The sequence below is a fragment of the Caulobacter sp. 73W genome, from assembly GCF_041021955.1.
GTDB lineage: Bacteria > Pseudomonadota > Alphaproteobacteria > Caulobacterales > Caulobacteraceae > Caulobacter.
Genome location: NZ_CP158375.1, coordinates 2,644,013 through 2,669,119, shown reverse-complemented (window position 1 = coordinate 2,669,119; position 25,107 = coordinate 2,644,013). Strand labels below are relative to the sequence as shown.

Below are 25,107 nucleotides of genomic sequence, written 5' to 3'. Positions count from 1 at the left end.
CTTTTCCGTTGCGCCTACAGGAAGCTGTAGGGATCGACGTCGATGGTCAGGCGCACCGCGTTGGGCGGCTTGGCCCGCGCCTTCCAGGTCGACAGATAGCCCTGCAGGTCGATGTTGCGGTCGGCCCGGACCAGCAGCCGCTTGCGCCGCCGCCCTCGGATCAGGCTGAGCGGCGCATCGGCCGGACCGAACACCTCCACCCCCTCGGCGTTGGGCGCGGCCGCGGCCAGGGCGCGGGCGTAGGCCTCCAGCGCCTGAGCGTTTTCGCTGGACAGGACGATGGCCGCCAGACGGCCGTAGGGCGGCAGGCCGGCGATCTCCCGCGCCGCCATCTCGGCGTCGATGAAGGCCTCGCGATCCTGGGCGGCCAAGGCCTGCATCACCGGGTGCTCCGGCGCGTAGGTCTGCAGCATGGCGCGGCCGGGCTTGTCGTGACGCCCCGCCCGCCCCGCCGCCTGGGCCAGGAGCTGGAAGGTCCGCTCCCCCGCCCGCAGGTCTCCGCCGCGCAGGCCGAGGTCGGCGTCCACCACCCCCACCAGCGTCAGGTTGGGGAAGTTGTGGCCCTTGGCCGCCGCCTGGGTGGCGACCAGGATGTCGATCTCGCCCTGGGCCATGCTCTCCACCAGCGCCCGGGCGCCTGCGGCGTCGAACACCGTGTCGGACGAGAACACCGCCACGCGGGCGTCGGGGAACAGGCTCTGCGCCTCCTCCTGCACCCGCTCCACGCCGGGGCCGATGGAGACCAGGCTGTCCTTGGCGCCGCAATGCGGGCAGGCGTCAGGCTTCTTCATGGAGAAGCCGGTCAGGTGGCAGACCAGGCGGCCGGTATAGCGGTGCTCCACCAACCAGCTATCGGTGTCGGGCGCGGTCATTCGCTCGCCGCAAGCGCGGCACAGGACCAGGGGCGCATAGCCCCGGCGATTGAGGAACAGCAGGGACTGCTCGCTTCGGGCCAGGGTCTCGCCCATGGCCCGGATCAGGGGCGGCGACAGCCAGCGGTCCCGCTCCGGCGGGGTCTGGCGCAGGTCGATAAGGGACACGTCCGGCAGGCGGGCCGCGCCGTGGCGTTCGGACAGGCGCAGCCAGCGGTAACGCCCCGCCTGGGCGTTCCACAGGGTCTCCATGGACGGGGTGGCCGAGGCCAGGACGACCAGCGCCCCTTCCAGCTTGGCGCGCGCCACGGCCAGGTCGCGGGCCTGGTAGATGAAGCCCTCGTCCTGCTTGTAGGAGCCGTCGTGCTCCTCATCGACCACGATCATCCGCAGTTTCTTGAACGGCAGGAACAGGGCCGAGCGGGCGCCGATGACGATGCGGGCGGAGCCGGCGGCCACCGCCTCCCAGGTCCGCCGACGGCGGGGCGGTGTCACGGCGCTGTGCCACTCGCAGGGCGGCGCGCCGAAGCGGGCCTCGAAGCGGGCGATGACCGCCTGGGTCAGGGCGATCTCGGGCAGCAGGATCAGGATCTGGGCGTCGGGGTCTTCCTCCAGCGCCTTGGCGACCGCCTCCAGATAGACCTCGGTCTTGCCCGAGCCGGTGACCCCGTCGAGCAGGGCGGACTGGAAGCCGCCCGCGCCGAACAGGTCGCCCAGGGCCTTGGCCGAGGCGGCCTGGCTGGGATTGAGCTGGGAGGCCGGCAGGCTCAGGTCGGGCGGCGGCGGGTTGAGGTGGGTCTCGATCAGCCGCACATCCAGCACGCCCTCGTCCACCAGCCCCTTGACCACCCCGGCCGAGACGCCGGCCTCGGCGGCCAGGGCCGCGCCCTGCATTTGGCGGTCGCCGAGGGTCTCGATCACCTTGGTGCGGGCGGGAGTGGAGCGGGCCGGCGACTTGCCGGTGGCGACGATCAGGCGTTCGGGTTTCGGCGGCGCGGCCCGCAGCCCGCGCAGCGCGATGGCCAGCGGCCAGCCGGGGGCGTCGACGGAATAGCGCGCCGCCCATTGCACGAAGGCCAGGGTGCCCGGCGGCAGGGGCGGACCTTCCAGCTTTTCGGCCACGCTTTTCAGCGGCCGGTTCATCCCCGCGCCGTCGCGCAGCTCTGTGACGACCCCGTGCATCAGGCGCGGTCCCAGGGGCGCGGCGACGTGATCGCCGACGGCCAGATCCATGCCCTCGGGCTCGAAATAATCGAACGCCTCGGGCAGCGGCATGGGCAGGAGGATGGAGGCGACGCGCGGCATGGTCGGCCCTCACATGGGGGATAAATCCCTCGCCGTCGAGGCCGTCTCGTTCATCGTCAAGCGCGTGTTAACCGCAATGGGCGCTACATGGTGCGGTTGTATTCCAGTGAGGCGCAGATGAGCGACGCGACGCGGGCCTATGCCCTTCCGGACCTCGAAGCAGAGATGGTGCGCGATTTCCTCCGCGCCGAACCCGGCTTCGTGCGCGACGATTTCGACCTGCTGAAGGACTTGGGCCTGCGCCTGGACGCGGCCAATCTGGTCGACTTCGGTCCCGCCGCCCTGGCGCGCGTCAACGCCGCCCACAAGCGCGAGACCACCGCCCGCCGCCAGCTGGAGGCCACGGCTCGCGCCAACTTCGCCGCCCAGGCCCAGACCCACGCGGCGGTGATCGACATCTTAGAGGCCCGCAATCATTCGGACCTCGCCGTCCGCATCGACGACCTGGCCGTGGGCCGCTTCGGCCTGTCGGCCGGCGCCATCGCCCTGGAGGGCCCCGAGCGCGTGCCCGCCGGCTGGTTCCCGCTGGTTGAGAGCCAGGTGGACATGATCCTGGACGGCCGCGGCTGGCGCATGGGCTTCCACTTCCCGGCCCTGGCCCTGTTCGGCGACAAGGCCGAGCAGGTGCGCAGCATGGCCATGGTCCGCATGGGCCTGTGGGGCGACACCCGCCAGGCGATCCTGGCCTTCGGCTCGCCCGAGGAAGACGGCTTCACCCCTGACATGGGCGCGGAGCTGGTCGCGTTCCTCGCCGAAGTGACCATGCGCACGGCGGAGCGGTGGCCCGTTCTTTGAGCATAGGTGATCTGTGAATGCGCGGGAGGCTCTGGCCGCCTGGCTGGAGCACCTGACGCACGAGAAGCGCGCCTCGCCCCGCACCGTGCGGGCCTATGGCGACAACATCCTGGCCTATTTGAACTTCCTGGAGCGGCATCAGGGCGGCGCAGTGTCGCTGGCCGATCTGGGCAAGCTGAGCGCGGGGGACATCCGCGCCTATCTGGCCCATCGCCGGCAGGGGGAGCAGGCCCTGTCGCCGCGATCGCTGTCCCAGGCCCTGTCGTCCATTCGCACCTTCCACGGCTTCCTCGACCGGCGGCTGGAGACGCCCAACGCCGCCATCGCCCTGGTGAAGGGGCCGAAGGTGGTTCCCGGCGCGCCACGCCCGGTCTCAGAGGACGCCGCGCGCGGCCTGATCGTCGAGGCCTCGCTCGATCCCGATCGAGAGGATTGGGAGACGCTGCGCGACGAGGCGGTGCTGACCCTGCTGTGGGGGTGCGGCCTGCGGATTTCGGAGGGGCTGTCACTGCTGCGGCGGGACGCGCCACTGCCGTCCAGTCTGCGCATCACGGGCAAGGGCGGCAAGACCCGCCTGTCGCCGGTACTGCCCCAGGTGCGGGAAGCGGTGGACGCCTATGTCGCCGCCCTGCCCTACAGCCTTTCACCGGACGAGCCGCTGTTCCGCGCCAAGCGCGGCGGGCCGCTGAGCCCGCGCCACGTGCAGGCGCTGATGCAGAAGCTGCGCGGGCGGCTGGGCCTGCCCGACAGCGCCACACCGCACGCCCTGCGTCATAGCTTCGCCACCCATCTGCTGGGGGCGGGGGCGGACCTGCGGGTCATCCAGGAACTGCTGGGCCACGCCTCGCTGTCGACGACGCAGCGCTACACACAAGTGGACGCCGCGGGCCTGCTGGCGGCCTACGGCAAGGCGCATCCGCGCGCCTAGCGGCGCGTGCGGAGGTTCCGTTCCGCGTCGTTGCGGACAATCACCGGGGCCGGGCAGCCATCGACGCGACGATCAACGGTCAATTCCATCACACCGTTGGGCAGTTCGCCGAGACGCGATGCCCGAAGGCGTTGGTCTGGGGTCTTCTGCACCGCAGGGATAACTTGGCGGGCGATGCAGGCCGGAACAGGGCGATTGTTTTCGGCGGGCTGATAGGCCGGCTGGCCCGCGACAGCGGCGAGTAGGGCGATAGTCAGCATGGCGGTCTCCCTCGGACGAGGCACGATACCACCAGAACTTGAACGGGAAAGCGGCTTAAGCCTCAGGCAGTTCGCGCGGCTTGCGGTCCGCGCCCAGGGCCACGAAGGTGAAGGTCGCCTCGGTGACCTTGTGGGTCTCCTCGCCCTCGCGATGACGGCGCCAGGCTTCCACGTGGATCTTCATGGACGTGCGGCCGCTGGCGACCAGGTCGGCGTAGAAGCTGACCTCGTCGCCGACGATCACGGGCCGCAGGAAGGTCATGGAGTCGACGGCGATGGTCGCCGCCCGGCCGCGAGATCGGCGGGCCGCCACGGTGCCGGCGGCCAAGTCCATCCAGCTCATCAGCCAGCCGCCGAAGATATCGCCCGCCGGATTGGCGTCGGCGGGCATGGCGACCACCCGGATGACCGGGGCTTCCTCGGGCGGTCGCTCTTGGCTCATCAGGCCTGCATCGTCCAGCCTTCGACGCCCATGGCCGCCTGGCGCAGGGCTTCGGAGCGGGTCGGGTGCGGGTGGCAGGTGCGGGCCACGTCTTCAGACGCCGCCGAGAACTCCATGGCCACGCAGTATTCGGCGATCATGTCCCCGACGTTCGGGCCGACCATGTGGACGCCGAGGATGCGGTCGGTCTTGGCGTCGGCCAGAACCTTCACGAAGCCCTCGTTCTCATGGTTGATCTTGGCGCGGCTGTTGGCGGCGAAGGGGAACTTGCCGACCTTGTAGGCGACGCCCGCGGCCTTCAGGTCTTCCTCGGTCTTGCCGACCGTGGCCACTTCCGGTTTCGTGTAGATCACGCCCGGAATGATGTCGTAGTTCATGTGGCCGGCCTTGCCGGCGATCAGCTCGATGCAGGCCACGGCCTCGTCCTCGGCCTTGTGGGCGAGCATCGGGCCGGTGGTCACGTCGCCGACCACCCACACGTTCTGGGCGCCGGTCTTGTAGTGATCGTTGGCGATGACGCCGCGCTTGTCGGTCTGGACGCCGACCGTCTCCAGACCCAGGCCCTTGGTGTAGGGACGGCGGCCGATGGCGACCAGGACATAGTCGGCCTTGATAGTCTCGGCCGCGCCGCCGGCGACGGGCTCGACGGACAGCTCGACGCCCTTGCCGGTGTTCTTCGCGCCAGTGACCTTGGCGCCCAGCTTGAAGCCGAAGCCCTGCTTCTGCAGCGAACGCTGGAAGGTCTTGGCGGTCTCTTCGTCGGTGCCCGGCAGGATGCGGTCGAGGAATTCGACCACGGTCACTTCCGCGCCCAGCCGACGCCACACCGAACCCAGCTCCAGGCCGATGACGCCGGCGCCGATGACGACCAGGCTCTTGGGCACTTCCGGCAGGCTCAGGGCGCCGGTGGAATCGACGATGCGCTTCTGGTCGATCTCGACGCCCGGCAGCGGGGTTGGCTCGGAGCCGGTAGCGATGACGATGTGCTTGGTCTCAAGCGTGGTCTCGGCGCCGTCTTCGCCCTTCACGACCACTTTGCCGGGACCGTCGATGCGGCCCCAGCCCCTGATCCACTCGACCTTGTTCTTCTTGAAGAGGAACTCGATGCCCTTGGTCAGGCCTTCGACGCTGTCGGCCTTCTGCTTCATCATCTGGTCGAGGTTCAGCTTCGGCTTCACTTCGATGCCCAGGGTGGCGAACTCGCCGCCGGCGGCAGCCTCATAGAGCTCCGAGGCGTGCAGCAGGGCCTTGGACGGCATGCAGCCGACGTTCAGGCAGGTGCCGCCCAGCTTGCCGCGGCCTTCGACGACGGCGGCCTTCAGGCCCAGTTGTCCGGCGCGGATGCCGGCGTTGTAGCCGCCGGGACCACCCCCGATGATGACGACGTCGTACTGGGCCATGGGTCTTGCCTTGTCTTCTTCAGGTCAGGGATGCGGCGGCGACAGGTCGTGCTTGGCCGCGAGATAGCGAGTGATCGGGCGGGCGTCCGACAGGAAGCTGGCGCCGTTCGACTGCTGGATTTCGTCGCCCTGCGCCGGCTGGGCGAGGATCAGGACCGGACAGCCCTGGTTCGCCTCGCCGATGCGCTGGGCGATGTCCGCGCGGGGCCGGGGGTAGTCCACATAGACCACGTCCAGCGCCTCGCGCAGTTGCGGGTAGTAGGCCAGGTAGCCCTCCATCGTCGCGCAGTCCGGGCAGAACCAGGGTTGCCCCATGTCCTCGAAACCGGCCTTCAGCAGATAGAGGGTATCCCTGGCCATCGGCCCTTAGAGCTCCAGCAGCAGGCGCTGCGGGTCTTCGATGGCTTCCTTCACCTTGACCAGGAAGGTCACGGCGCCGGCGCCGTCCACGATGCGGTGATCGTAGGACAGGGCCAGGTACATCATCGGGCGGATCTCGATCTTGCCGTTGATGACCATCGCACGCTCCTTGATCGCGTGCATGCCGAGGATGCCCGACTGCGGCGCGTTGAGGATCGGCGTGGACATCAGCGAGCCGTAGATGCCGCCGTTGGTGATCGTGAAGGTGCCGCCCTGCATGTCGTCGATGCCGAGCTGGCCCGAACGAGCGCGCTTGCCCAGATCGCCGATGGTCTTTTCGATCTCGGCCAGGTTCTTGGCGTCCGCGTCACGGACGACCGGAACCACCAGACCCTTGTCGGTGCCGACGGCGACGCCGATGTCGTAGTGGTTCTTGTAGATGACGTCCTGACCGTCGATCTCGGCGTTGACGTCCGGAATGTCCTTCAGGGCGGCGACGACGGCCTTGGTGAAGAAGCTCATGAAGCCGAGCTTCACGCCGTGGCGCTTTTCGAAGACGTCCTTGTACTGGCCGCGCAGGGCCATGACCGCCGTCATGTCGACCTCGTTGAAGGTCGTCAGCATGGCGGCCGTGTTCTGGGCTTCCTTCAGGCGACGGGCGATGGTCTGACGCAGGCGCGTCATCTTCACCCGCTCCTCGCGCTCGTGCAGGGCGCGCGGCGCCGACGGAGCGGCGGCCGGAGCCGGGGCGGCGGCGCGGGTTTCCAGGGCGGCCAGGGCGTCGCCCTTGGTGATGCGGCCGTCCTTGCCGGTGCCCGTCACCTTCGACGTGTCCAGGCCGGTCTCGGCGGCGATGCGCGCCACCGACGGAGCCAGCGGCATGGCCGACGGAGCAGCGGCGGCGGCCGGAGCCGGAGCAGCGGCCGGAGCGGCCTTCGGCGCGGCGGCCGCGCCAGCGGCGCCGCCGGCGATGCGGGCCAGGACCTGACCCGGCGTCACGGCCGCGCCTTCGGCGGCGAGGATTTCGGAGAGCACGCCGTCAGACGGAGCCGCGACCTCGACCGCGACCTTGTCGGTCTCGATCTCGACCAGGACCTCGTCCTTCTTCACGGCGTCGCCGGCCTTCTTGGACCACTTGCCGACCACGCCCTCGGCCACGCTCTCGCCCATGGCGGGGGTGGTGACTTCGACGCCGCCGGTCGACGGAGCCGAGGTGTCCGGCACCGGGCCGGACGACGGCGGGGCCTTGCCCTTTTGCGGTTCGGGCTGGGCTTCGCCAGCCGGAGCGGCGGCCGATTGGGCCGGCTTAGCGGGCGTGGCGCTCGCCTTGCCGCCTTCCGCCACGACGCCCAGAACCGTGCCCGGAACGACCGTGTCGCCTTCACCGGCGGAGACGCTTTCCAGCACGCCGTCGGCCGGAGCCACGACTTCGAGGCTGACCTTGTCGGTCTCCAGCTCGACGAGAAGCTCGTCCTTCTTCACCGCCTCGCCGGGCTTCTTGGTCCAGCGCGCCACGGTGGCTTCGCTAACGGATTCGCCCAGGGCGGGGGTCAGGATGTCGGCCATTGGTCTTCCGATTTCTCGTTCTTGTCTGCGTGCGGTTGGCGCCGATTAGGCGAACGCCTCTTCGAGGAAGGCTTGTAGTTCCTTGACGTGACGGCTCATCAAACCCGCAGCCGTCGAGGCGGAAGCGGGGCGGCCCACATAGCGGGCGCGCTTGGCCTTGATCTTCATCTTGTCGAGCGTCAGTTCGAGCCACGGATCGACGAAGGTCCAGCCGCCCATGTTCTTCGGCTCTTCCTGGCACCAGACCAGGTCGGCGTTTTTGAAGCGGGCCAGCTCGGTCATCATCGACTTCATCGGCCACGGATAGAACTGCTCGAGGCGCAGGATGTAGACGTCATCGACGCCACGCTTCTCGCGCTCGTCCAGCAGGTCGTAATAGACCTTGCCCGAGCAGATCACGACCTTGCGGATCTTGTCGTCGGACTTGAGCTTGATGGTGGTGTTGCGGCCCCACTGGGCGTCGTCCTGCAGGACGCGGTGGAAGGCCGAGCCCTCCGCCAGGTCGGCCAGCGACGAGATCGCCTTCTTGTGGCGCAGCAGCGACTTCGGCGTCATCAGGATCAGCGGCTTGCGGAACTCCCGGTGCATCTGGCGACGCAGGATGTGGAAGTAGTTGGCCGGCGTCGTGCAGTTGGCGACCTGCATGTTGTCTTCGGCGCACTGCTGCAGGAAGCGCTCGAGGCGCGCCGAGCTGTGCTCGGGGCCCTGGCCTTCATAGCCGTGCGGAAGAAGCATCACGAGGCCGCTCATGCGCAGCCACTTGCGCTCGCCCGAGCTGATGAACTGGTCGATGACCACCTGGGCGCCGTTCACGAAGTCGCCGAACTGGCCTTCCCACAGGGTCAGGGTGTTCGGGTCGGCCAGCGAGAAGCCGTACTCGAAGCCCAGCACCGCCTCTTCCGAGAGGGCCGAGTCGATGACTTCGTAGTGGGCCTGACCGGCGCGGATGTTGTTGAGCGGCGTGTAGTGCTCTTCGGTCGTCTGGTCGATGACGTCCGAATGGCGCTGGGTGAAGGTGCCGCGGACCGAGTCCTGGCCCGACAGGCGGACCGGCACGCCCTCGTCGAGCAGGCTGGCGAAGGCCAGATGCTCGGCGGTGCCCCAGTCGAGACCCTCGCCCTTTTCGATCGCCTCGCGGCGGCCGTCGATGACGCGCTTGACGGTCTTGTGGGCGTCGATGCCCGACGGGATCGTGGTGATCGCCTTGCCCAGGTCCTTCAGCTTGGCGAGCGGCACTTCGGTCTTGCCGCGACGGTCTTCGTCGCCCGGACCGCTGAGGCCGGCCCACTTGCCGTCCAGCCAGTCGGCCTTGTTGGCCTTGTAGTTCTTGCCGGCGTCGAACTCGGCGTCGAGGAAGGCCTCAAACTCGCCCAGCCACTGATCGACCTGCGCGTCAGTGACGACGCCCTCGCCCGCCAGGCGCTGGCTGTAGAGTTCGCGGGTCGACGGGTGGTCCTTGATCTTGGCGTACATCAAGGGCGACGTCATGGTCGGATCGTCGCCTTCGTTGTGACCGAAGCGGCGATAGCAGAACATGTCGATGACCACGTCCTTGCCGAACTGCTGGCGGTACTCCGTGGCCACCTTGGCGGCGAAGACGACCGCTTCGGGGTCATCGCCGTTCACGTGGAAGATCGGGGCCTCGACCATCAGGGCCACATCGCTCGGATACGGCGACGAGCGCGAGTAGCGCGGGCTGGTGGTGAAGCCGATCTGGTTGTTGACGATGAAGTGGATGGTGCCGCCCGTGCGGTAGCCCTTCAGGCCCGACAAGGTGAAGCACTCGGCCACCACGCCCTGGCCGGCGAAGGCCGCGTCGCCGTGCAGCAGCAGCGGCAGGACGTGGCCGCGCCCCGAGTCCGGCTGTTCGCGCAGGGTGAACGCCTGCTTGGCGCGGGCCTTGCCGATGACGACCGGGTTGACGATTTCCAGGTGCGAGGGGTTGGCGGTGAGCGACAAGTGGACCTTGTTGTCGTCGAACTCGCGGTCCGACGAAGCGCCCATGTGGTACTTCACGTCGCCCGAACCCTCGATGTCCGAGGGGACCGACGAGCCGCCTTGGAACTCGTGGAAGATCACGTGGTACGGCTTGCCCATCACGGCGGCCAGCACGTTCAGGCGGCCGCGGTGCGGCATGCCCAGGACGATGTCCTTCACGCCCAGCGCGCCGCCGCGCTTGATGATCTGCTCCATGGCCGGGACCATGGCTTCGCCGCCGTCGAGGCCGAAGCGCTTGGTGCCGGGGAAACGCTTGTGCAGGAAGCGTTCGAAGCCCTCAGCCTCGATCAGCTTCTTGAGGATGGCGATCTTGCCTTCATTGGTGAAGGTGATCTCCTTGTCGCGGCCCTCGATGCGCTCCTGCAGCCAGGCCTTCTCCTCGATGTTGGAGATGTGCATGTACTGCACGCCGACATTGCCGCAGTAGGTGCGCTGCAGGATCTCGAGGATCTGGCGGACCGAGGCGGTCTCCAGGCCCAGGACGAAATCCAGGAAGATCGGACGGTCGTAGTCGGACTCGGCGAAGCCGTAGGTCGCCGGATCCAGTTCGCTGGCGTCCTGCTTGGGGTCCAGGCCCAGCGGGTCGAGGTTGGCCGCCAGGTGACCGCGCATGCGATAGGCGCGGATCATCATGATGGCGCGCAGGCTGTCGAGTGTCGCGGCGCGGACGGCTTCCGAGGAAGCGCCGGGGGCCTTGGCCTCGATCGCCTTGGCGACCTTGGCTTCGACGGCCGGGGCGACGGTCGGCCATTGGCCGTCCAGGGCCGAAAGCCAGTCAGGACGCGCGGTCGGAACCTGGCGCGGGGTCCAGGACGGGTCCTGCGCGGCGCGCTGGGCGTCGGACGCCTGATCTTTCAGGGAAGCGAAGAAGGCGGCCCACGAGGCCTCCACCGATCCGGGATCGGCCGCCCACCGGGCGTAAAGGTCTTCCACGAAGGCCGCATTGGCCCCGTAGAGGAAGGAGGTTTCGGTCAAAACCTGGTTGATCAGCCCTGCGTCGTCCGCCATCTGGCTCGCCTTCGATCCGCTAACGGGGACAGGGCTTAACCCTGTCCCCGTAAAGATAGTCTCTCAAATCACCGGCCCATCCCCGATTTTCGCGGGAACCCAGGTGATTTTTTCGGATCGTCAGACCGGCGGTCGCAAAAAGCCTGGGTCCCCGCCGAAGCGGGGATAGGTATTAGGTTAGATAGTTCAGCCCTTCAGGACTTCCAGAAGGGTTTCACCCAGCTTCGCCGGCGACGGCGAAACGCGGATGCCCGCGGACTCCATCGCGGCGATCTTGTCCTCGGCGCCGCCCTTGCCGCCCGAGATGATCGCGCCGGCGTGGCCCATGTGGCGTCCGGGAGGAGCCGTGCGGCCGGCGATGAAGCCGACCATCGGCTTCTTGCGGCCACGCTTGGCTTCGTCCTTCAGGAACTGAGCAGCTTCTTCTTCGGCCGAACCGCCGATTTCACCGATCATGACGATCGACTGGGTCGCGTCGTCAGCCAGGAACATTTCCAGCACGTCGATGAACTCGGTGCCCTTGACCGGGTCGCCGCCGATGCCGACGGCCGTGGTCTGGCCGAGGCCGGCGTTCGTGGTCTGGAACACGGCTTCATAGGTCAGGGTGCCCGAGCGGGACACGACGCCGACCGAACCCTTGGAGAAGATCGAGCCCGGCATGATGCCGATCTTGCACTCGCCCGGCGTCAGTACGCCCGGGCAGTTCGGACCCAGCAGGCGCGACTTGGAGCCGGCCAGGGCCTTCTTCACCTTGACCATGTCCAGCACCGGGATGCCCTCGGTGATGCAGACGATCAGCGGGATTTCCGCATCGATGGCTTCCAGGATCGAGTCGGCCGCGAAGGGCGGCGGGACGTAGATCACGGACGCATCAGCGCCGGTGGCTTCCTTGGCTTCGGCCACGGTGTCGAACACCGGCAGGCCGACGTGCGTCTGGCCGCCTTTGCCCGGGGTGACGCCGCCGACCATCTTGGTGCCGTAGGCGATGGCCTGCTCGGTGTGGAAGGTGCCCTGGGCGCCGGTGACGCCTTGGCAGATGACCTTCGTGGCGGAGGTGACGAGAACCGACATTATTTCGCACCCTTCACGGCGGCGACGATCTTCTCGGCGCCGTCGGACAGATCGTTGGCGGCGATGACGTTCAGGCCGCTTTCGGAGATGATTTTCTTGCCCAGCTCGACGTTCGTGCCTTCGAGACGGACGACCAGCGGAACCGCCAGGCCGACTTCCTTCACCGCGGCGATGACGCCCTCGGCGATGATGTCGCAGCGCATGATGCCGCCGAAGATGTTGACCAGGATGCCTTTGACGGCCGGGTCAGCGGTGATGATCTTGAAGGCCGCGGTGACCTTCTCCTTGCTGGCGCCGCCGCCGACATCGAGGAAGTTGGCCGGCTCGGCGCCGTACAGCTTGATGATGTCCATGGTGGCCATGGCCAGGCCCGCGCCGTTGACCATGCAGCCGATTTCGCCGTCGAGGGCGATGTAGGCAAGGTCGAACTTGCTGGCTTCGATTTCCTTCGGGTCTTCTTCCGAGGTATCGCGCAGCTCGCGGATGTCCGGGTGACGGAACAGGGCGTTGCCGTCGAAGGACAGCTTGGCGTCCAGGACCCGCAGGTGGTCGTCAGCGGTGACGATCAGCGGGTTGATCTCCAGCATGGCCATGTCCTTGGCCAGGAACGCCGTATAGAGCTGCGTCAGCAGCGTGGCGGCTTCCTTGGCCAGGCCGCCGGTCAGGCCCAGGGCCTTGGCCAGCGCGCGCTGGTGCGTCGGCCACACGCCGGTGGCGGGGTCGATCGAGAAGGTGTGGATCTTTTCCGGCGTGGCGTGGGCCACGTCCTCGATGTCCATGCCGCCTTCGGTGGAGCAGACCACCGACACGAAGCTGGTCTCACGGTCGACCAGCAGCGACAGGTAGAATTCCTTGGCGATCGCCGCGCCTTCTTCGATGTAGAGGCGGTTGACCTGCTTGCCCTTGGCGCCGGTCTGGTGGGTCACCAGCACGCGGCCGAGCATTTCCTCGGCGTTGGTGCGGACTTCTTCGACCGACTTGACGACGCGGACGCCGCCCTTGGCGTCGGGGGCGAGGCCCTCGAACTTGCCCTTGCCGCGGCCGCCGGCGTGGATCTGGCTCTTCACGACGAAGACCGGGCCGCCGAGCTTCTTGGCGGCTTCCTCGGCTTCAGCCGCGGTGAAAGCGGCGAAGCCGCGCGGAACAGGACAGCCGAACTCTGCGAGGACGGCCTTGGCTTGATGTTCGTGGATGTTCATGAGGTTCCGGTCGCAAATGCGCTGCGGGAAGGTGCGGGCCTTATAGGAGGCTCATTTCGCAGGCGCAACCACGGCTGAGATGACAGCGCTGTCAGGGGCAAAACGGCGCAGTTTGGAAGAATTTGCCCAAAACGGCGGTCTCCGAGACCGCCACTTCTAGTCGACCCAATCCTTGCGAAGACGACGGGAGGCAAGGATCAGCAGCGTAGCGCTGAGGACGTAGAATCCGAGCCCGAAATAGATTGCGTAGCGCATGGATTCGGCGCCGAACCGCGGGGCCAGAAGGTCCGACGCGTAACCGAAGAACCACAGTCCAACGGCGATGCCGAACAGGTTGTTGATCAGCAGGAACAGCGCCGAGGCCGTCGAGCGCATGGTCGCCGGGGCCATGTGCTGGGCGGCGGTGATGACCGGCCCGGCCCAGGCCAGGTTCAGGCCGGTGGGGATCAGGAAGATCAGGAACGACAGCACCATCGACTTGACGTTCATCGCCAGCAGGAAGCACGGCAGAGCGATCAGAAAGCAGATCGCCGGCACCAGGGCGTAGGCGCCCTTGGTCTTGCCGCCGAAGCGGTCGCCGAGCCAGCCGCCCAGCCAGATGCCGGCCACGCCGCCGAACAGCGCGACGCCGCTGTAGAACCAAGACGTCTCCACCAGGCTCAGACCCAGGCTGCGCATGAAGAAGGACGGCAGCCAGAAGGCCACGCCGTAGCCGCAGACCGACGAGCACGCCGCGCCGAACGACAGCAGCCAGAAGCTGGGCTTGGGCGCGACGGTGCGCACCACCTCCATCAGGCTGGGCGCCTTGGCGGGGGGAGCCTCGACCACCGGCAGGTCCTCATATCCGCCGCGGCGCGGGTCCTTGACCGTCAGGCGGAAGATCGGCGCGATCACCACGCCCGCCAGGCCGACGACGATGAAGGCCATGCGCCAGTCGACGGCCGCCGCGATCAGGCCGCCGAACAGGACGCCCATGGCGGTGCCCACCGGAATGCCGAAGGAATAGACCGCCAGGGCCCGAGCGCGCTGCGCCTTGGGGAAGTAGTCGGCGATCATGGAGTAGGCCGGGGCCACGCCGCCCGCCTCGCCCACCCCGACGCCCATGCGGGCCAGAAACAGCGACCAGAACCCGCCGGCCAGGCCGCACAGGGCGGTGAACCCGCTCCACACGGTCAGGGCGCCGGTCATGATCCAGGCGCGGCTGAACCGGTCGGCCATCCAGGCGATCGGCACGGCCAGGGTGGTGTAGAGCGCGGCGAAGGCCACGCCGCCCATCAGGCCCAGCTGGGTGTCGGTGAGGCCCAGGTCGGCCTTGATCGGCTCCTTCAGGATTCCGAGAATTTGCCGGTCCAGGAAGTTGAAGGTGTAGACCACCACCAGGATGAACAGGACATAGGCGCGGTAGCGCGGGCTCGGCGCCGGAGTTGTCGGGGTGGTCATAAGCGGTCCATCATCATGAAGCTTGGCCGGCACTCTTGCAGACTGTCGGCGGGCAAGGAAAGGGCGGCGGCTCCTTTCGAAACCGCCGCCCGCGCAAGCCGTCCTAGAACTTGTACTGGATCGTCGCGGTCCAGGTCCGCGGCGGGCCGTAGAAGCCGATGATCGAGTTGTTGTAGGTCGCGCCCGGGAAGCTGTAGCCGCCGACGCGGTATTCCTTGTCGGTCAGATTCTTGCCGTACACGCCGACCTGCCACTGGTCGCCCGGCGCATCCCAGACCACGCCCAGATCGACCAGGGTGTAGGCCTTCTGGTCGAGGATCGGGTCGGCCACGTCGAACAGGTGGTAGTCGTCGCGGTAGGACAGCGACGGGGTCACCCGCAGCGTGCCGCCGGCCAGGGCCGTCTTGTAGGTGACGCCCAGGAAGCCCGACAGCTCCGGCGAGTTCTGGAACTCGCGGGTGTTGGAGATGTCCACCGGTGTGCCGGTGATGTTGGTGATGAATTCGTCGAACTCGGCGTTCAGGTAGCCGACCGCGAAGTTGGCGGTCAGGCTGCGGCTCAGATAGGCCGCGCCTTCGAATTCCAGGCCCCAGATCGTCGAGGCGCCGGCGTTGTCGACGATGGAGGCGATGCCCACCTGCGGCGCGGTCGCGACCTGCTGGGTCGTGATCTGCTGGTCCTTGTAGTCCGAATAGAACCAGGCCGAGCTGAACTGCAGGCGGCGATCGAAGAGCGAGCCCTTCAGGCCGATTTCATAGGCCTTCACCGTTTCCGGCTCGTAGCCGTTGACCGTCTGCGGGGTCAGGAAAGCGTCGCCGCGCATGTCCCAGCCGCCGGACTTGAAGCCGTCGCTGTACGAGGCGTAGGCGGTCAGGTCGTCGCTCAGTTCGTACGAGACGCTGATACGCGGCGTGAACTCCTCGAAGTCCTTCTCGGCGGTATAGTTGGTGCGGGTCTGCAGGATGGCGCGGGCCGGACCGCCCAGCACCGGGCTGCGCGTGGCCCCCAGGTAGAAGGCGCGGAACACGTTGGCGTTCTTGCTGTCCTGGGTCCAGCGGCCGCCCACCGAAGCCTTCAGGCGGTCGGTGATGTCGAAGCTGACATCGGCGAAAGCGGCCAGCGAGGTGGTGGACACCTTGCCCGACGAGTTGATCGACAGGCCCAGGTTGCCGGCGACGGTGTCGAAGGCGCCCTTGGCGTAGCCGTTCATGTAGTAGACGCCGGCCACGCCCTGAACGCGGTCGGTGGCGAACTGGACCTGGAACTCCTGGCTGAACTGCTCGTCGGCGTAGAAGGCCGGGATGTCGAGCGTCGGGGCCGGGGTGTTGTCGAAGTCGATGATGGTGTCGGTGTAGCTTTCGCGGCCGGCGGTGATCGACTTTAGGGTGATTACGTCGTTGACGTTCCACTGGCCGGTCAGCGACCAGCCTTCGGTGTCGACCTTGTTCTTGCCGGTGATGCCCGCGCGGGTGTCATAGACATCGCCCAGGACCGCGGCGTCGGCGCCGACGCCGGCGGTCTCGCGGTGGCCGTGACGCGGGTTCGAGTTGTCCTCGACCTTGTCGTAGGCGAAGCGGAAGAACAGATCGTCGGTCGGCGCATATTCGGCGCTGGCGCGATAGGCGAAGACGTCCTTGTCGTAGTGCTCTTCACCGGTGTTCAGGTTCTTGCCGAAACCGTCGCGGTCATAGGAGGCGACCGAACCGCCGATGGCCAGCTTGTCGGTCAGCGGCACCGAGCCGGTGACCACGATGTCGCGCTGGTCGTAGGAGCCCAGCGAGCCGCGTGCGCTGAACTGCGGACGGGTCAGGTCGAGCTTCTTGGTGACGTACTTGATCGCGCCGCCGATGGTGTTGCGGCCGTACAGGGTGCCTTGCGGGCCGCGCAGCACTTCGATGCGCTCGATGTCGAAGATGTCGAGCACCGCGCCCTGCGGGCGGGCGACATAGACGTCGTCCACATAGAGGCCGACGCCGGGCTCGAAGCCCCACAGCGGATCCTGCTGGCCGACGCCGCGGATGAAGGAGATCAGGGTCGAGTTGGAGCCGCGGGCCACCTGAACGGTCGCGTTCGGGGTCTGCTGCTGCAGGGTGGTGATGTCGGCGGCGCCCATGGCTTCCAGGCGCTCGGCGCCCAGGGCCGAGACGGAGACCGGGACGTCCTTCAGGGACTCTTCACGGCGGCGGGCCGTGACGACCACCTGTTCGATGTCGAAGCTGGTTTCGGTGGCGGGCGCGGCGCTCTGGGCGACGGCTCCCGAGGCGAACGCGACTTGCGCCGCGCCTGCAAGCAGCGCGACTTTCAGAATGGATTTCATAATCCTCATCCTCCCTAGCGCCGTTCGTCGGTCGCCTTGTTGATTTGCAAATTCATCGAAGTGCGAATTAGGGGAAGTTTTTGCGGAAGTTCGTTCGCCGGGAAAGTGCGACCGAACGCAGCACGAATATTTTTCATCAGTTGATGAATTGGCGCCACACCGAGACGGGCGGTGGTCAGGTCAGGCTTCAGCTCTTGCTGCGGGCGGCCACGGCCTCGAACCCGGCGGCGCAATAGGCGAACAGGCGGGCGCGGATGGCGGCCAGGTCGCTGGACCGGCACAGGCCGTCGGACAAGGCGTCGATGCGGCCCGTCTCCGACAGGGCCAGCATCATCGAGCCGGTCAGGAACTCGTAGCACCAGAACAGGTCGGCCCGGCTGGCGTTCGGCATGGCCCGCCCCAGGGCGTCGACCAGCCGGCGCACCACCGGATCGAAGAAGCGGTGCATGGTGTCGCCGCCCCAGCCCGGCGTGTTGTTCACCTGGGCGACCAGGGCGAAGTAGCTCTTCCAGCCCGGCCCGCCGGTTTCGGAGATGCGCAGCAGGGGGTCGATGAACGCCTCGATCACCCCTTCGCTGGTCAAGATGCCGCCGGCCGCCTTTTCGTAGGCGTCCATCGAGGCGACGCGCTCGCGATTGAGGATCTCGGCCCGGCGCAGGAACACCGCATCGAACAGCTCGCGCTTGGCGCCGAAGTAGTAGTGGATCAGGGCGGTGTCGACGCCGGCCTCGGCGGCCACCTGGCGGGTGGTCACGCCATAGAAGCCATGGCGCGCGAACAGCTGCTCGGCCGCGTCGAGGATGGTTTCCTTCAGGTCCAGCCCGGCATGTTTCGACGGACGGCCCCGGCCGCTGGCGCGGGGCTTCTTCGGCGTAGCAGCGTTCATGGTCCCGTTCGTAGGCCCGCCGCCGCGATCTTGGCAAGTTAGCCGAACAGCATCGCCCACATCAGCCGACCCGGCAGGAAGGCGGTGATCCCGGCGATCACCAGGCCGCCGACGAACAGTCCGGTCATGGTCCGGCCGTGGATCCGCACCTTGTGCTTGCGGGCCATGGCGACGCCGAACGGCAGGGCGACAAGGGTCCAGCCGGCGAACAGATGCAGGAAGCTGAAGTGGCCGGGCCGGATCGAGTGGATGAACAGGGACGAGATCGCCGCCGCCGCCATGGCGATCACCCAGGTCCAGCCCAGGACGCGATGCTTCATGTCGCCCTTGATCCCGGTCAGCAGCACGCCGCCGATAACCAAGGCCACGGTCACCGAGGCCACGTGAAGCTGGATGGCCAGCGACGCCCCCGCCAGCAGGGACAGGTCGGGCAGATGCGGCGCCCAGTTCAGCTGCGAAAGGTGGCTTAGGAACAGGCCCGCCCGATCGCCCATGGCCAGCCAGGTCACCGCCACGGTGACGCCGATGGCGATAGCCGCCGTCCTGATCAGGTTTCGGACCCCGCCCAGGTTGATGGTTCCGGTTTGCGGCGAATGCTGCGACATCTTCGATCTCCGTTCGGCGGCGCTGGCCGCTTGCCGGACGAGAGCTAGACGGGGCCTGGACGGGGTGCATTCCAAGGTGCGTGAAGCGGCGTCTGAAATTCGCGGCCGGACAGGCGCCGCCGTTCGCGAAGCGCGAACGGACGGGCCGAACGTCTGGCGCGGGGTCGTGTTTTCCGCGATCGCCGGCCTGTTCCTGGCTTTCATCGGCGCTTTCGGCACGGGCGGCGCGCCGCTGTCGCCGCGTCTACTGTTCTGGGTCGGCGTCTCAGTGGCCGGCGGACTGGCCGGAAATCTGACCGCGCGAACCATCGCGGCGCGTGGCCTGTTCGACAACCGCCCCTGGCTAGCCGGCGCGATGGTCGTCGCGGTCCTGACGCTGCCGGGAACCATCCTCGTCTGGCTCGGCGCGGCGGCGGCCTTCGATCATCCCATCGCGCTGAGGAACATTCCGGGCTTCTTCGTCTCGGTCCTCGTCATGACGGTGGCGATGACGGCGCTGAGCTACTTCATCACCCGTCCGCAGAATTCCGTGACCCCCGCCGCGTCCGCGCAAACCGAACCGCCGCGCTTCCTGGAGCGCCTGCCGCTGAAGCTGCGGGGCGCGGCGCTCTACGCGGTCGAGGCCGAGGACCACTATCTGCGCGTGCATACGGATCGCGGGCAGGAGCTGATCCTGATGCGGCTGTCGGACGCCGTGGCGGAGTTGGCGGGGATCGAGGGCGCGCAAACCCATCGCTCCTGGTGGGTGGCGCGCGAGGCGCTGGCGGACGTGCGGCGCGGCGACGGCCGCGCGACCCTGACCCTGAAGTCCGGCGCCAAGGTTCCGGTCAGCCGGGCCTACGCCAAGGCGCTGCGTGAAGCCGGCTGGTTCTAGCCCTCGCGGCGCGCCCGCCATTCATCGGCGGTCTGGCCCCAGGCCTCCACGTTATAGCCGTCCAGCGGCGGCGGCAGCCGTGTCGCGCCCCGATTGGCGGAGCCCAAGCGCTGCGCCACCTTCTGCGAGCCGACATTTTCGGGATCAATGGTGTGGATGATGTCGGTCCAGCCGAGCACATCCACCGCGAAATCCATGCAGGCGGCCGCGGCCTCCACGGCATAACCTTTGCCCCACGAACGACGCGACAGGCCCCAGCCGATCTCGAGACCCGGCCACCCCTCTGGGCGCCATGGCCCAATCCGGCCGACCCAGCGGCCCGTCGATTTCTCGATCACCGAGAACATGGAGAAGCCCTGCAGCATCCACGACCCGGAGACCACCGCCATGACGCGCCAGGTCTGTTCCCGTCCCATGGCGCCGCCGATGAAGCGCGCCGTCTCCTCGTCCGCCATCATGGCCGACCAGGGGTCCAGATCCTCCGCCCGCGGCAGACGCAGGATGAGGCGTTCGGTTTCCAGGGTCAGGTTCGGATCGAAGCTCATCCGACTTTGGTAGAAGCTTGACCATCGGCCCGCAAGGCGGCGACCCGGTCGATGGCGACGACGGCCTCGGCCATCAGGTTGCGGACGATCTCGCCGGCCGGGAGGACCTTGCGAACGCCGCCGGCGGACTGCCCCATGGCCAGACAGGAACGGTCGAGATCGAGCCCGTCGATCTGGCCGCCGATGCCGCCCATGACGCCGTTCTGGATGGAGTGGATGGCCTGCTGGGGAAAGGGCTGGATGTCGGCGGGGCGCTGCTCCCAATCCTCGACATAGGGGTTCTTCAGCACCCGCATCGGCTTGCCCGAATAGCTGCGCGTGCGGACCGTGTCCTCGTCCGCCGCATCGACGATCGCCTGGCGATAGACCGCACCCGAATGCGCCTCGTCCGAGGCGATGAAGCGGGTCCCCATCCAGACGCCCTGGGCGCCGAGAGCCAAGGATGCCGCCAGCCCGCGCCCATCATAAAGACCGCCCGCCGCGATCACCGGAATGTCGACCGCCTCCACGGCCTGGGCGACCAGCGGCAGCGTGCCAACCAAGCCGGTGTGACCACCGCCCTCCCCGCCCTGGCAGATGACGGCGTCGCAGCCGGCGGCCTGGGCCTTCACCGCGTGCTTCACGGCCCCGCAGACGACCATGACCTTCAGGCCCGCGTCCTTGAGGCGGGCGATGATCGATGCCGGCACGCCGAGCCCGGCGACGAAGCTGGACGCGCCGCCGGCGATGATGACCTCGACGCTGGCGGTCAGGGCGTCGGGCGTGGCGGCCAGCAGATCGACGCCGAACGGCTTGTCGGTCAGCTCGCGCACCCGGCGCATCTGGCCGGCGATGAAGTCGGGCGAGGTCCCGGCCATGCCCAGCACGCCGTAGCCGCCGGCGTTGGAGACCGCCGCCGCCAGTTCCGCATAGGAGACGCCGCCCATGCCGGCGAGCAGGATCGGATGCTCGATCTGAAGAAGATCGCAAAGCGGCGTGCGCAGGGTCATGAGCCGTCCTCCCGGTGTTTTCCGGGAGCATGAGGCCGCCGGCGGCGGCCCCGCAATGGTGACCCGACGTCAGCTCAGCGCTGTTCGGGCGTCCAGAAGCAGGCGGTGAGGGCCGTCAGCCCCATCAGGAGCGCAGCCCAGAAGCTGCGCGATCCCGCAACGCCCGCGATATCCTGCGGCGGCATTCCGTTCGTTCCTCCAGCGCCCCGCCTCTGACGGGCAGGGTCGCATCACAAAAGCGTCTCACGAGAACGGCGTTCCGGCAAGCGCCTCAGAAGATCGAGTAACCGCCGTCGATCACCAGGGTGTCGCCGGAGTGATAGGCGCTGGCGTCCGAGGCCAGATAGACCGCTATGCCGCCGAAGTCAGCCGGCTCGCCCCAGCGGCGGGCGGGAACGCGGGGGATGACCTTCTCGGCGAAGGCGGGGGCCGCCTGGGCGCCGGCGGTCATGTCCGTGGCGATCCAGCCGGGCAGGATGGCGTTGGCGCGGACGCCCCAGCGGGCGTGCTCCACCGCCACCGACTTCATCATCGAGATCACCGCCCCCTTGGTGGCGGCGTAGGCCTCGTTTCGCGCCGCGCCCTCGATGGCGGCGAGGGAGGCGATGCCGACGATGGAGCCGCCCGGGTCGCCGGCCTTGGCCCGCTCGACCATGTGGCGGCACGCCTCGCGGAAGGTGAAGAACACGCCGTCCAGATTGACGGCCAGCACCTTGCGATAGGTCTCGGTGGTCATGTCCACGAAGGACGGCGCGCCATAGCCGACCCCGGCGTTGGCGAAGACGCTGTCGATGCGGCCCATGCTGGCCGCCGCCTCGGCCATGGCGGCCTTCACCTGCGCCTCGTCCGAGACGTCCACCTTCTGCGCCAGTACCCGAACGCCCAGGGTGTTCAGCTTGCCCTCGGCCTCCAGGTTACGCTCGGCGTTGGAGCCCCAGATGATGATGTCCGCGCCGGCCTGGGCGAGGGCCTGCGCCATGCCAAAGCCGATGCCGCGATTGCCGCCGGTCACCAGGGCGACCTTGCCGCTCAGGTCGAAGGGTTTGTAGGCCATGGGTCGCTCCTCGTTTTCTCGTTGAGGACAGCAGACCCAGTTGACGCGGAGGCGGTCAAGCGTCGCCGAAACGCGCCCAGGCTTCATGGATCACCCGGCGGGTCTCCGGCCACTCGACCATGGCGTCCACCTGGGCCATCGGCACGAACCGCGCGTCGGCGGCGTCATCGCCAGCTGCGGGCTCGCCCGAGACCCAGCGCGCGGCGTAGTCGATCATCACGTAGTGGCGCTCGACCTGGCCGTCGTCGCCGACGAAGACACCGTCCACTACATCGACCAGGGCCAGGATTTCGGCCTCGACGCTGGTCTCTTCCATCAGCTCACGGCGGGCGGCGGCGATGGCGGCCTCGCCCCATTCGATGCGGCCGCCGGGGATGCTCCATTGGCCCAGGCGGGGCGGCTTGCCGCGCTTGATCAGCAGCACCTCGTCGCCGCGAAAGCAGACCACGCCAGCCGTGGAGACGGGACCGCTCACGCCGCCACCGAGGCGATGTCGAGGGTCGCGCGCTCGCCCACATGGCCAAGGCACGATCCCAGCCATTCCTCGGCGGCCTTGCGCCCGCGCTCTTTCAGGTCGGTGAGGAAGCCCCACTCAGTGTTGAACTTGGTCGACAGGGACAGGTCGTCCAGGTGGCCGTCGGCGGCGATGGAGTGAAGCAGCATGCGCCTATAACGCCCTTTGGCGGCGTCCTTCAGCAAGCCCTCTTCCAGCAGCTTCTGCAGCATGCCGATGGCGCGCAGTTCGGCGGCGAGCGAGGCGTTGAAGGTGATCTCGTTCAGGCGGTCGACGATATCCCCCGGCGTGCGCGGCGCCTCCTTGCGGACGAAGGGATTGAGGGTGACCACCAGCACGTCGTCCGGCGTCTTGTCGTAAAACAGCGGCCACAGGCCCGGATTGGCCAGATAGCCGCCGTCCCAGTAGGGCTCGCCGTCGATCTCCACCGCGTGGAACAGATGCGGCAGGCAGGCCGAGGCCATGACGTGCTTCACCGACAGCTCGTGCTCGCGGAAGATTTTCGCCTGGCTGGTCCGCACTTCGGTCGCCGAGATGTACAGCGCCACGGGCGAGCGCTCGCGCAGGACTTCGAAGTCCACCACCCGCTCCAGCGCGTCGTGCAGCGGGTTCAGGTTGAAGGGATTGAAGTCGTAGGGGCTGAGCGACAGAGCGAAGGTCTCGGCCAGCCGCCAGCCCGGAGTGTTCTTGATCCAGTCGGGGCTGAGCGCCGCGTTCCAGACGCTGGAGTTGCCGAAGACGTTGCGGCCGCCCGCCTGGTTCACCTTTCTCCAGAAATCGGCCAGCTTGGCCTTCGCCCCCTCGCGGCCGTTCTCGATCAGGCCGGCGGTCATAGCCACCGCGTTCATGGCCCCGGCGGAGGCGGCGGTCACGGCCTGGATCTCCAGGCCCTCCTCCTCCAGCAGGCGGTCGATGACGCCCCAGGCGAAGGCGCCGTGGGAGCCGCCGCCCTGGAGGGCGAGACTGATGGGCTTGGGCCCCGACTTCTTGCGGACGCCCAGCATGTCCTCTTCTCCTATTGCGCGGTCCAGCCGCCGTCGACCGTCAGGGCCGTGCCGTTCACCGACGCCCCGGCGTCGGACACCAGATAGAGCAGCAGGCCCGAAATCTCCTCGACCGTCACGAAGCGCTTGGTCGGCTGGGCGGCGAGGATGACGTTCTTCAGGACCTCTTCCTCGCTGATGCCGCGGGCCTTTGCCTGGTCCTTGATCTGCCCCTCGACGATGGGGGTCTTCACATAGCCGGGGCAGATGGCGTTGCAGGTGATGTTCGCCTGGGCGACTTCCAGAGCCACGGTCTTGGTCAGGCCCAGCACCCCGTGCTTGGCGGCCACATAGGCCGACTTGAACGGCGAGGCGACCAGGGCGTGGGCGCTGGCCAGGTTGACGATGCGGCCACGACCCTGGGCCTTCATGATCGGCAGGGCGGCGCGCGTGCCGTGGAAGGCTGAGGACAGGTTGATGGCGATGATCTGGTCCCACTTCTCCAGCGGGAACTCGTCGACCGGGGCCACGTGCTGGATGCCGGCGTTGTTGACCAGGATGTCCAAGCGGCCGAACTCGGCCTTGGCGAAGGCGACCATCTCGGCGATCTCGCCGGGCTTGGTCATGTCGGCGCCGTGATAGACGACGCGAACGCCGTACTGGTCCTCGAGCTTGGATCGGGTGGTCTCGATGGCGACCGGGTCACCCAGGCCGTTGAGCACCACGTCCACGCCCTGGGCGGCGAGCGCCTCGGCCATGGCGTGGCCGATGCCGCTGGTCGAGCCCGTGATGAGGGCCGCCTGGCCCTTCAGACCGAAATCCACGCTCATCCCCTACGCTCCACAATCTTTTTGTTGCAGCGCAGCATAGGCCAGCCGCACGCCAGCGGCGAGTCCGCTTTAATTCACCGCTAGATGAATTTAAGGCTGCGGGCGAGCGAAAATCCAGTCGGCGTCGGTCGACAGGTCGCGGCGGAAGGCATAGCCGTCCAGGTCGAACGCCTTCAGGCCCTCGACCTGGTCGATGCGGTTGTCGATAACGTAGCGGGCCATCCGGCCGCGCGCCTTCTTGGCGTAGAAGCTGAGGATGCGCAGCGTCCCCTCCTTCTCCTCTTTGAAGTGGCAGGTCACCACCGGAGCTTTCAGGGCCTTGGCGTCGACGGCGCCGAAATATTCCTGGCTGGCAAGGTTCACCAGGGTCTTGTCCTTGTGGCCTTCAAGCACGGCGTTCAGGGCGTTGGCGATGTGGTCGCCCCAGAAGTCGTAGAGGCTGGCGCCGCGCTTGGTCTTCAGCCGCGTGCCCATCTCCAGGCGGTAGGGCTGGATCGCGTCGAGCGGACGCAGCACGCCGTATAGGCCCGACAGGATGCGCAGGTGCTCCTGGGCCCAGGTCAGGCCCGCCTTGTCCAGGTTGCGCGCCTCCAGCCCCGAATAGACGTCGCCGTTGAAGGCGAAGGCCGCCTGCAGGCCGTCCTCGACCGCCGGGTCGAAGGCCTGGAACCGCTCGTGGTTCAGCTTGGCCAGGTTCTCGGAGATGTGCATCAGCCGGCGCAGGTCCGCCGCCGTCAGCTTGGCGGTGATCTTGGCCAGCTCGGCGATGTCGCCCTTCAGCTCAGGGGTGGTGAGCGGCAGGGTTTGCGCGGGAGGCGTGAAATCCAGCGCCTTGGCGGGAGAGATGACCATCAGCATGGGGCGGG

The 25,107-nt window shown here is 67.8% G+C and carries 23 protein-coding genes and 1 pseudogene; 3 read left to right on the top strand and 21 right to left on the bottom strand.

All coding sequences use genetic code 11. The annotated features are described in order from the left end of the window. Positions 1 to 14: 14 nt before the first annotated feature. On the bottom strand, positions 15 to 2,177 hold the full coding sequence (locus tag ABOZ73_RS12485; protein ID WP_369058466.1) for a primosomal protein N': 2,163 nt from the start codon (positions 2,175 to 2,177) through the stop codon (positions 15 to 17). A gap of 117 nt (positions 2,178 to 2,294) precedes the next feature. Here ABOZ73_RS12485 and ABOZ73_RS12480 point away from each other — a divergent pair, with 117 nt between their 5' ends. Together ABOZ73_RS12480 and ABOZ73_RS12475 are read left to right on the top strand one after the other, a co-directional pair. Further along, positions 2,295 to 2,972, top strand: a complete 678-nt coding sequence (locus ABOZ73_RS12480; RefSeq protein ID WP_369058465.1) for a DUF484 family protein — start codon at positions 2,295 to 2,297, stop codon at positions 2,970 to 2,972. 13 nt (positions 2,973 to 2,985) lie between these two features. Then, positions 2,986 to 3,900, top strand: a complete 915-nt coding sequence (locus ABOZ73_RS12475) for a tyrosine recombinase XerC (RefSeq protein ID WP_369058464.1) — start codon at positions 2,986 to 2,988, stop codon at positions 3,898 to 3,900. Here the strand turns inward: ABOZ73_RS12475 and ABOZ73_RS12470 are convergent. The 13 genes and pseudogenes from ABOZ73_RS12470 to ABOZ73_RS12410 form a co-directional block, all read right to left on the bottom strand. Beyond that, positions 3,897 to 4,160, bottom strand: a complete 264-nt coding sequence (locus tag ABOZ73_RS12470) for a hypothetical protein (protein WP_369058463.1) — start codon at positions 4,158 to 4,160, stop codon at positions 3,897 to 3,899. The genes ABOZ73_RS12475 and ABOZ73_RS12470 overlap by 4 nt on opposite strands. Positions 4,161 to 4,215: 55 nt before the next feature. Then, positions 4,216 to 4,602: an acyl-CoA thioesterase gene (locus tag ABOZ73_RS12465; protein WP_369058462.1), complete on the bottom strand. Its 387-nt coding sequence runs from the start codon at positions 4,600 to 4,602 to the stop codon at positions 4,216 to 4,218. Further along, positions 4,602 to 6,002: a dihydrolipoyl dehydrogenase gene (gene lpdA / locus ABOZ73_RS12460; RefSeq protein WP_369058461.1), complete on the bottom strand. Its 1,401-nt coding sequence runs from the start codon at positions 6,000 to 6,002 to the stop codon at positions 4,602 to 4,604. The genes ABOZ73_RS12465 and lpdA overlap by 1 nt, the downstream gene beginning before the upstream one ends. A gap of 24 nt (positions 6,003 to 6,026) precedes the next feature. Beyond that, entirely contained in the window at positions 6,027 to 6,362 is a 336-nt protein-coding gene (locus ABOZ73_RS12455) for a DUF3088 domain-containing protein (RefSeq protein WP_369058460.1), read from the bottom strand. 6 nt (positions 6,363 to 6,368) lie between these two features. After that, on the bottom strand, positions 6,369 to 7,532 hold the full coding sequence (gene odhB, locus ABOZ73_RS12450; RefSeq protein WP_369062538.1) for a 2-oxoglutarate dehydrogenase complex dihydrolipoyllysine-residue succinyltransferase: 1,164 nt from the start codon (positions 7,530 to 7,532) through the stop codon (positions 6,369 to 6,371). A gap of 237 nt (positions 7,533 to 7,769) precedes the next feature. Beyond that, a pseudogene (locus ABOZ73_RS12445) lies at positions 7,770 to 7,928 on the bottom strand (biotin/lipoyl-containing protein); the annotation flags it as partial. Between the two features lie 45 nt (positions 7,929 to 7,973). Then, complete coding sequence (locus ABOZ73_RS12440) at positions 7,974 to 10,934, bottom strand: 2-oxoglutarate dehydrogenase E1 component (RefSeq protein ID WP_369058459.1); 2,961 nt, start codon at positions 10,932 to 10,934, stop codon at positions 7,974 to 7,976. A 186-nt stretch (positions 10,935 to 11,120) separates the two neighbouring features. Next, a complete protein-coding gene (gene sucD, locus ABOZ73_RS12435) occupies positions 11,121 to 12,005 on the bottom strand; it encodes a succinate--CoA ligase subunit alpha (RefSeq protein ID WP_277785391.1) in 885 nt (294 codons plus the stop codon). After that, positions 12,005 to 13,204 (bottom strand): ADP-forming succinate--CoA ligase subunit beta, encoded by a 1,200-nt coding sequence (gene sucC, locus ABOZ73_RS12430; RefSeq protein ID WP_369058458.1) that lies wholly within the window; start codon positions 13,202 to 13,204, stop codon positions 12,005 to 12,007. Before sucC ends, sucD begins: the two co-directional genes overlap by 1 nt. A 156-nt stretch (positions 13,205 to 13,360) precedes the next feature. After that, entirely contained in the window at positions 13,361 to 14,644 is a 1,284-nt protein-coding gene (locus ABOZ73_RS12425) for a spinster family MFS transporter (protein ID WP_369058457.1), read from the bottom strand. 103 nt (positions 14,645 to 14,747) lie between these two features. Further along, on the bottom strand, positions 14,748 to 16,961 hold the full coding sequence (locus ABOZ73_RS12420) for a TonB-dependent receptor (protein WP_369058456.1): 2,214 nt from the start codon (positions 16,959 to 16,961) through the stop codon (positions 14,748 to 14,750). 187 nt (positions 16,962 to 17,148) lie between these two features. After that, positions 17,149 to 17,847, bottom strand: a complete 699-nt coding sequence (locus tag ABOZ73_RS12415; protein WP_369058455.1) for a TetR/AcrR family transcriptional regulator — start codon at positions 17,845 to 17,847, stop codon at positions 17,149 to 17,151. 38 nt (positions 17,848 to 17,885) lie between these two features. Then, complete coding sequence (locus tag ABOZ73_RS12410; protein WP_369058454.1) at positions 17,886 to 18,452, bottom strand: DUF2306 domain-containing protein; 567 nt, start codon at positions 18,450 to 18,452, stop codon at positions 17,886 to 17,888. Between the two features lie 166 nt (positions 18,453 to 18,618). Here ABOZ73_RS12410 and ABOZ73_RS12405 point away from each other — a divergent pair, with 166 nt between their 5' ends. Beyond that, on the top strand, positions 18,619 to 19,326 hold the full coding sequence (locus tag ABOZ73_RS12405) for a LytTR family DNA-binding domain-containing protein (RefSeq protein WP_369058453.1): 708 nt from the start codon (positions 18,619 to 18,621) through the stop codon (positions 19,324 to 19,326). Here ABOZ73_RS12405 and ABOZ73_RS12400 read toward each other — a convergent pair. From ABOZ73_RS12400 to yaaA, 7 genes are all read right to left on the bottom strand, one after another. Next, positions 19,323 to 19,871, bottom strand: coding sequence for a GNAT family N-acetyltransferase (locus tag ABOZ73_RS12400; protein WP_369058452.1), 549 nt, complete (start codon positions 19,869 to 19,871; stop codon positions 19,323 to 19,325). The genes ABOZ73_RS12405 and ABOZ73_RS12400 overlap by 4 nt on opposite strands. Further along, positions 19,868 to 20,860, bottom strand: a complete 993-nt coding sequence (locus ABOZ73_RS12395; protein WP_369058451.1) for an NAD(P)H-dependent flavin oxidoreductase — start codon at positions 20,858 to 20,860, stop codon at positions 19,868 to 19,870. The genes ABOZ73_RS12400 and ABOZ73_RS12395 overlap by 4 nt, the downstream gene beginning before the upstream one ends. A 271-nt stretch (positions 20,861 to 21,131) precedes the next feature. Continuing rightward, entirely contained in the window at positions 21,132 to 21,914 is a 783-nt protein-coding gene (locus ABOZ73_RS12390) for an SDR family NAD(P)-dependent oxidoreductase (protein WP_369058450.1), read from the bottom strand. Positions 21,915 to 21,969: 55 nt separating this feature from the next. Then, entirely contained in the window at positions 21,970 to 22,389 is a 420-nt protein-coding gene (locus tag ABOZ73_RS12385) for an NUDIX hydrolase (protein WP_369058449.1), read from the bottom strand. Then, on the bottom strand, positions 22,386 to 23,432 hold the full coding sequence (locus ABOZ73_RS12380; protein ID WP_369058448.1) for a patatin-like phospholipase family protein: 1,047 nt from the start codon (positions 23,430 to 23,432) through the stop codon (positions 22,386 to 22,388). The genes ABOZ73_RS12385 and ABOZ73_RS12380 overlap by 4 nt, the downstream gene beginning before the upstream one ends. An 11-nt stretch (positions 23,433 to 23,443) precedes the next feature. Beyond that, a complete protein-coding gene (locus ABOZ73_RS12375; protein WP_369058447.1) occupies positions 23,444 to 24,241 on the bottom strand; it encodes a 3-hydroxybutyrate dehydrogenase in 798 nt (265 codons plus the stop codon). Positions 24,242 to 24,331: 90 nt separating this feature from the next. Next, positions 24,332 to 25,099: a peroxide stress protein YaaA gene (gene yaaA / locus ABOZ73_RS12370; protein WP_369058446.1), complete on the bottom strand. Its 768-nt coding sequence runs from the start codon at positions 25,097 to 25,099 to the stop codon at positions 24,332 to 24,334. Positions 25,100 to 25,107: the final 8 nt, after the last annotated feature.

Excerpts from the sequence above, each read along its gene's own strand:
- ABOZ73_RS12485 (WP_369058466.1), bottom strand. The coding sequence starts at position 2,177 with ATGCCGCGCGTCGCCTCCATCCTCCTGCCCATGCCGCTGCCCGAGGCG.
- ABOZ73_RS12480 (WP_369058465.1), top strand. The coding sequence starts at position 2,295 with ATGAGCGACGCGACGCGGGCCTATGCCCTTCCGGACCTCGAAGCAGAG.
- ABOZ73_RS12470 (WP_369058463.1), bottom strand. The coding sequence starts at position 4,160 with ATGCTGACTATCGCCCTACTCGCCGCTGTCGCGGGCCAGCCGGCCTAT.
- ABOZ73_RS12465 (WP_369058462.1), bottom strand. The coding sequence starts at position 4,602 with ATGAGCCAAGAGCGACCGCCCGAGGAAGCCCCGGTCATCCGGGTGGTC.
- lpdA (WP_369058461.1), bottom strand. The coding sequence starts at position 6,002 with ATGGCCCAGTACGACGTCGTCATCATCGGGGGTGGTCCCGGCGGCTAC.
- ABOZ73_RS12455 (WP_369058460.1), bottom strand. The coding sequence starts at position 6,362 with ATGGCCAGGGATACCCTCTATCTGCTGAAGGCCGGTTTCGAGGACATG.
- odhB (WP_369062538.1), bottom strand. The coding sequence starts at position 7,532 with ATGGGCGAGAGCGTGGCCGAGGGCGTGGTCGGCAAGTGGTCCAAGAAG.
- ABOZ73_RS12440 (WP_369058459.1), bottom strand. The coding sequence starts at position 10,934 with ATGGCGGACGACGCAGGGCTGATCAACCAGGTTTTGACCGAAACCTCC.
- sucD (WP_277785391.1), bottom strand. The coding sequence starts at position 12,005 with ATGTCGGTTCTCGTCACCTCCGCCACGAAGGTCATCTGCCAAGGCGTC.
- sucC (WP_369058458.1), bottom strand. The coding sequence starts at position 13,204 with ATGAACATCCACGAACATCAAGCCAAGGCCGTCCTCGCAGAGTTCGGC.
- ABOZ73_RS12425 (WP_369058457.1), bottom strand. The coding sequence starts at position 14,644 with ATGACCACCCCGACAACTCCGGCGCCGAGCCCGCGCTACCGCGCCTAT.
- ABOZ73_RS12420 (WP_369058456.1), bottom strand. The coding sequence starts at position 16,961 with ATGAAATCCATTCTGAAAGTCGCGCTGCTTGCAGGCGCGGCGCAAGTC.
- ABOZ73_RS12415 (WP_369058455.1), bottom strand. The coding sequence starts at position 17,847 with ATGAACGCTGCTACGCCGAAGAAGCCCCGCGCCAGCGGCCGGGGCCGT.
- ABOZ73_RS12410 (WP_369058454.1), bottom strand. The coding sequence starts at position 18,452 with ATGTCGCAGCATTCGCCGCAAACCGGAACCATCAACCTGGGCGGGGTC.
- ABOZ73_RS12400 (WP_369058452.1), bottom strand. The coding sequence starts at position 19,871 with ATGAGCTTCGATCCGAACCTGACCCTGGAAACCGAACGCCTCATCCTG.
- ABOZ73_RS12395 (WP_369058451.1), bottom strand. The coding sequence starts at position 20,860 with ATGACCCTGCGCACGCCGCTTTGCGATCTTCTTCAGATCGAGCATCCG.
- ABOZ73_RS12390 (WP_369058450.1), bottom strand. The coding sequence starts at position 21,914 with ATGGCCTACAAACCCTTCGACCTGAGCGGCAAGGTCGCCCTGGTGACC.
- ABOZ73_RS12380 (WP_369058448.1), bottom strand. The coding sequence starts at position 23,432 with ATGCTGGGCGTCCGCAAGAAGTCGGGGCCCAAGCCCATCAGTCTCGCC.
- ABOZ73_RS12375 (WP_369058447.1), bottom strand. The coding sequence starts at position 24,241 with ATGAGCGTGGATTTCGGTCTGAAGGGCCAGGCGGCCCTCATCACGGGC.
- yaaA (WP_369058446.1), bottom strand. The coding sequence starts at position 25,099 with ATGCTGATGGTCATCTCTCCCGCCAAGGCGCTGGATTTCACGCCTCCC.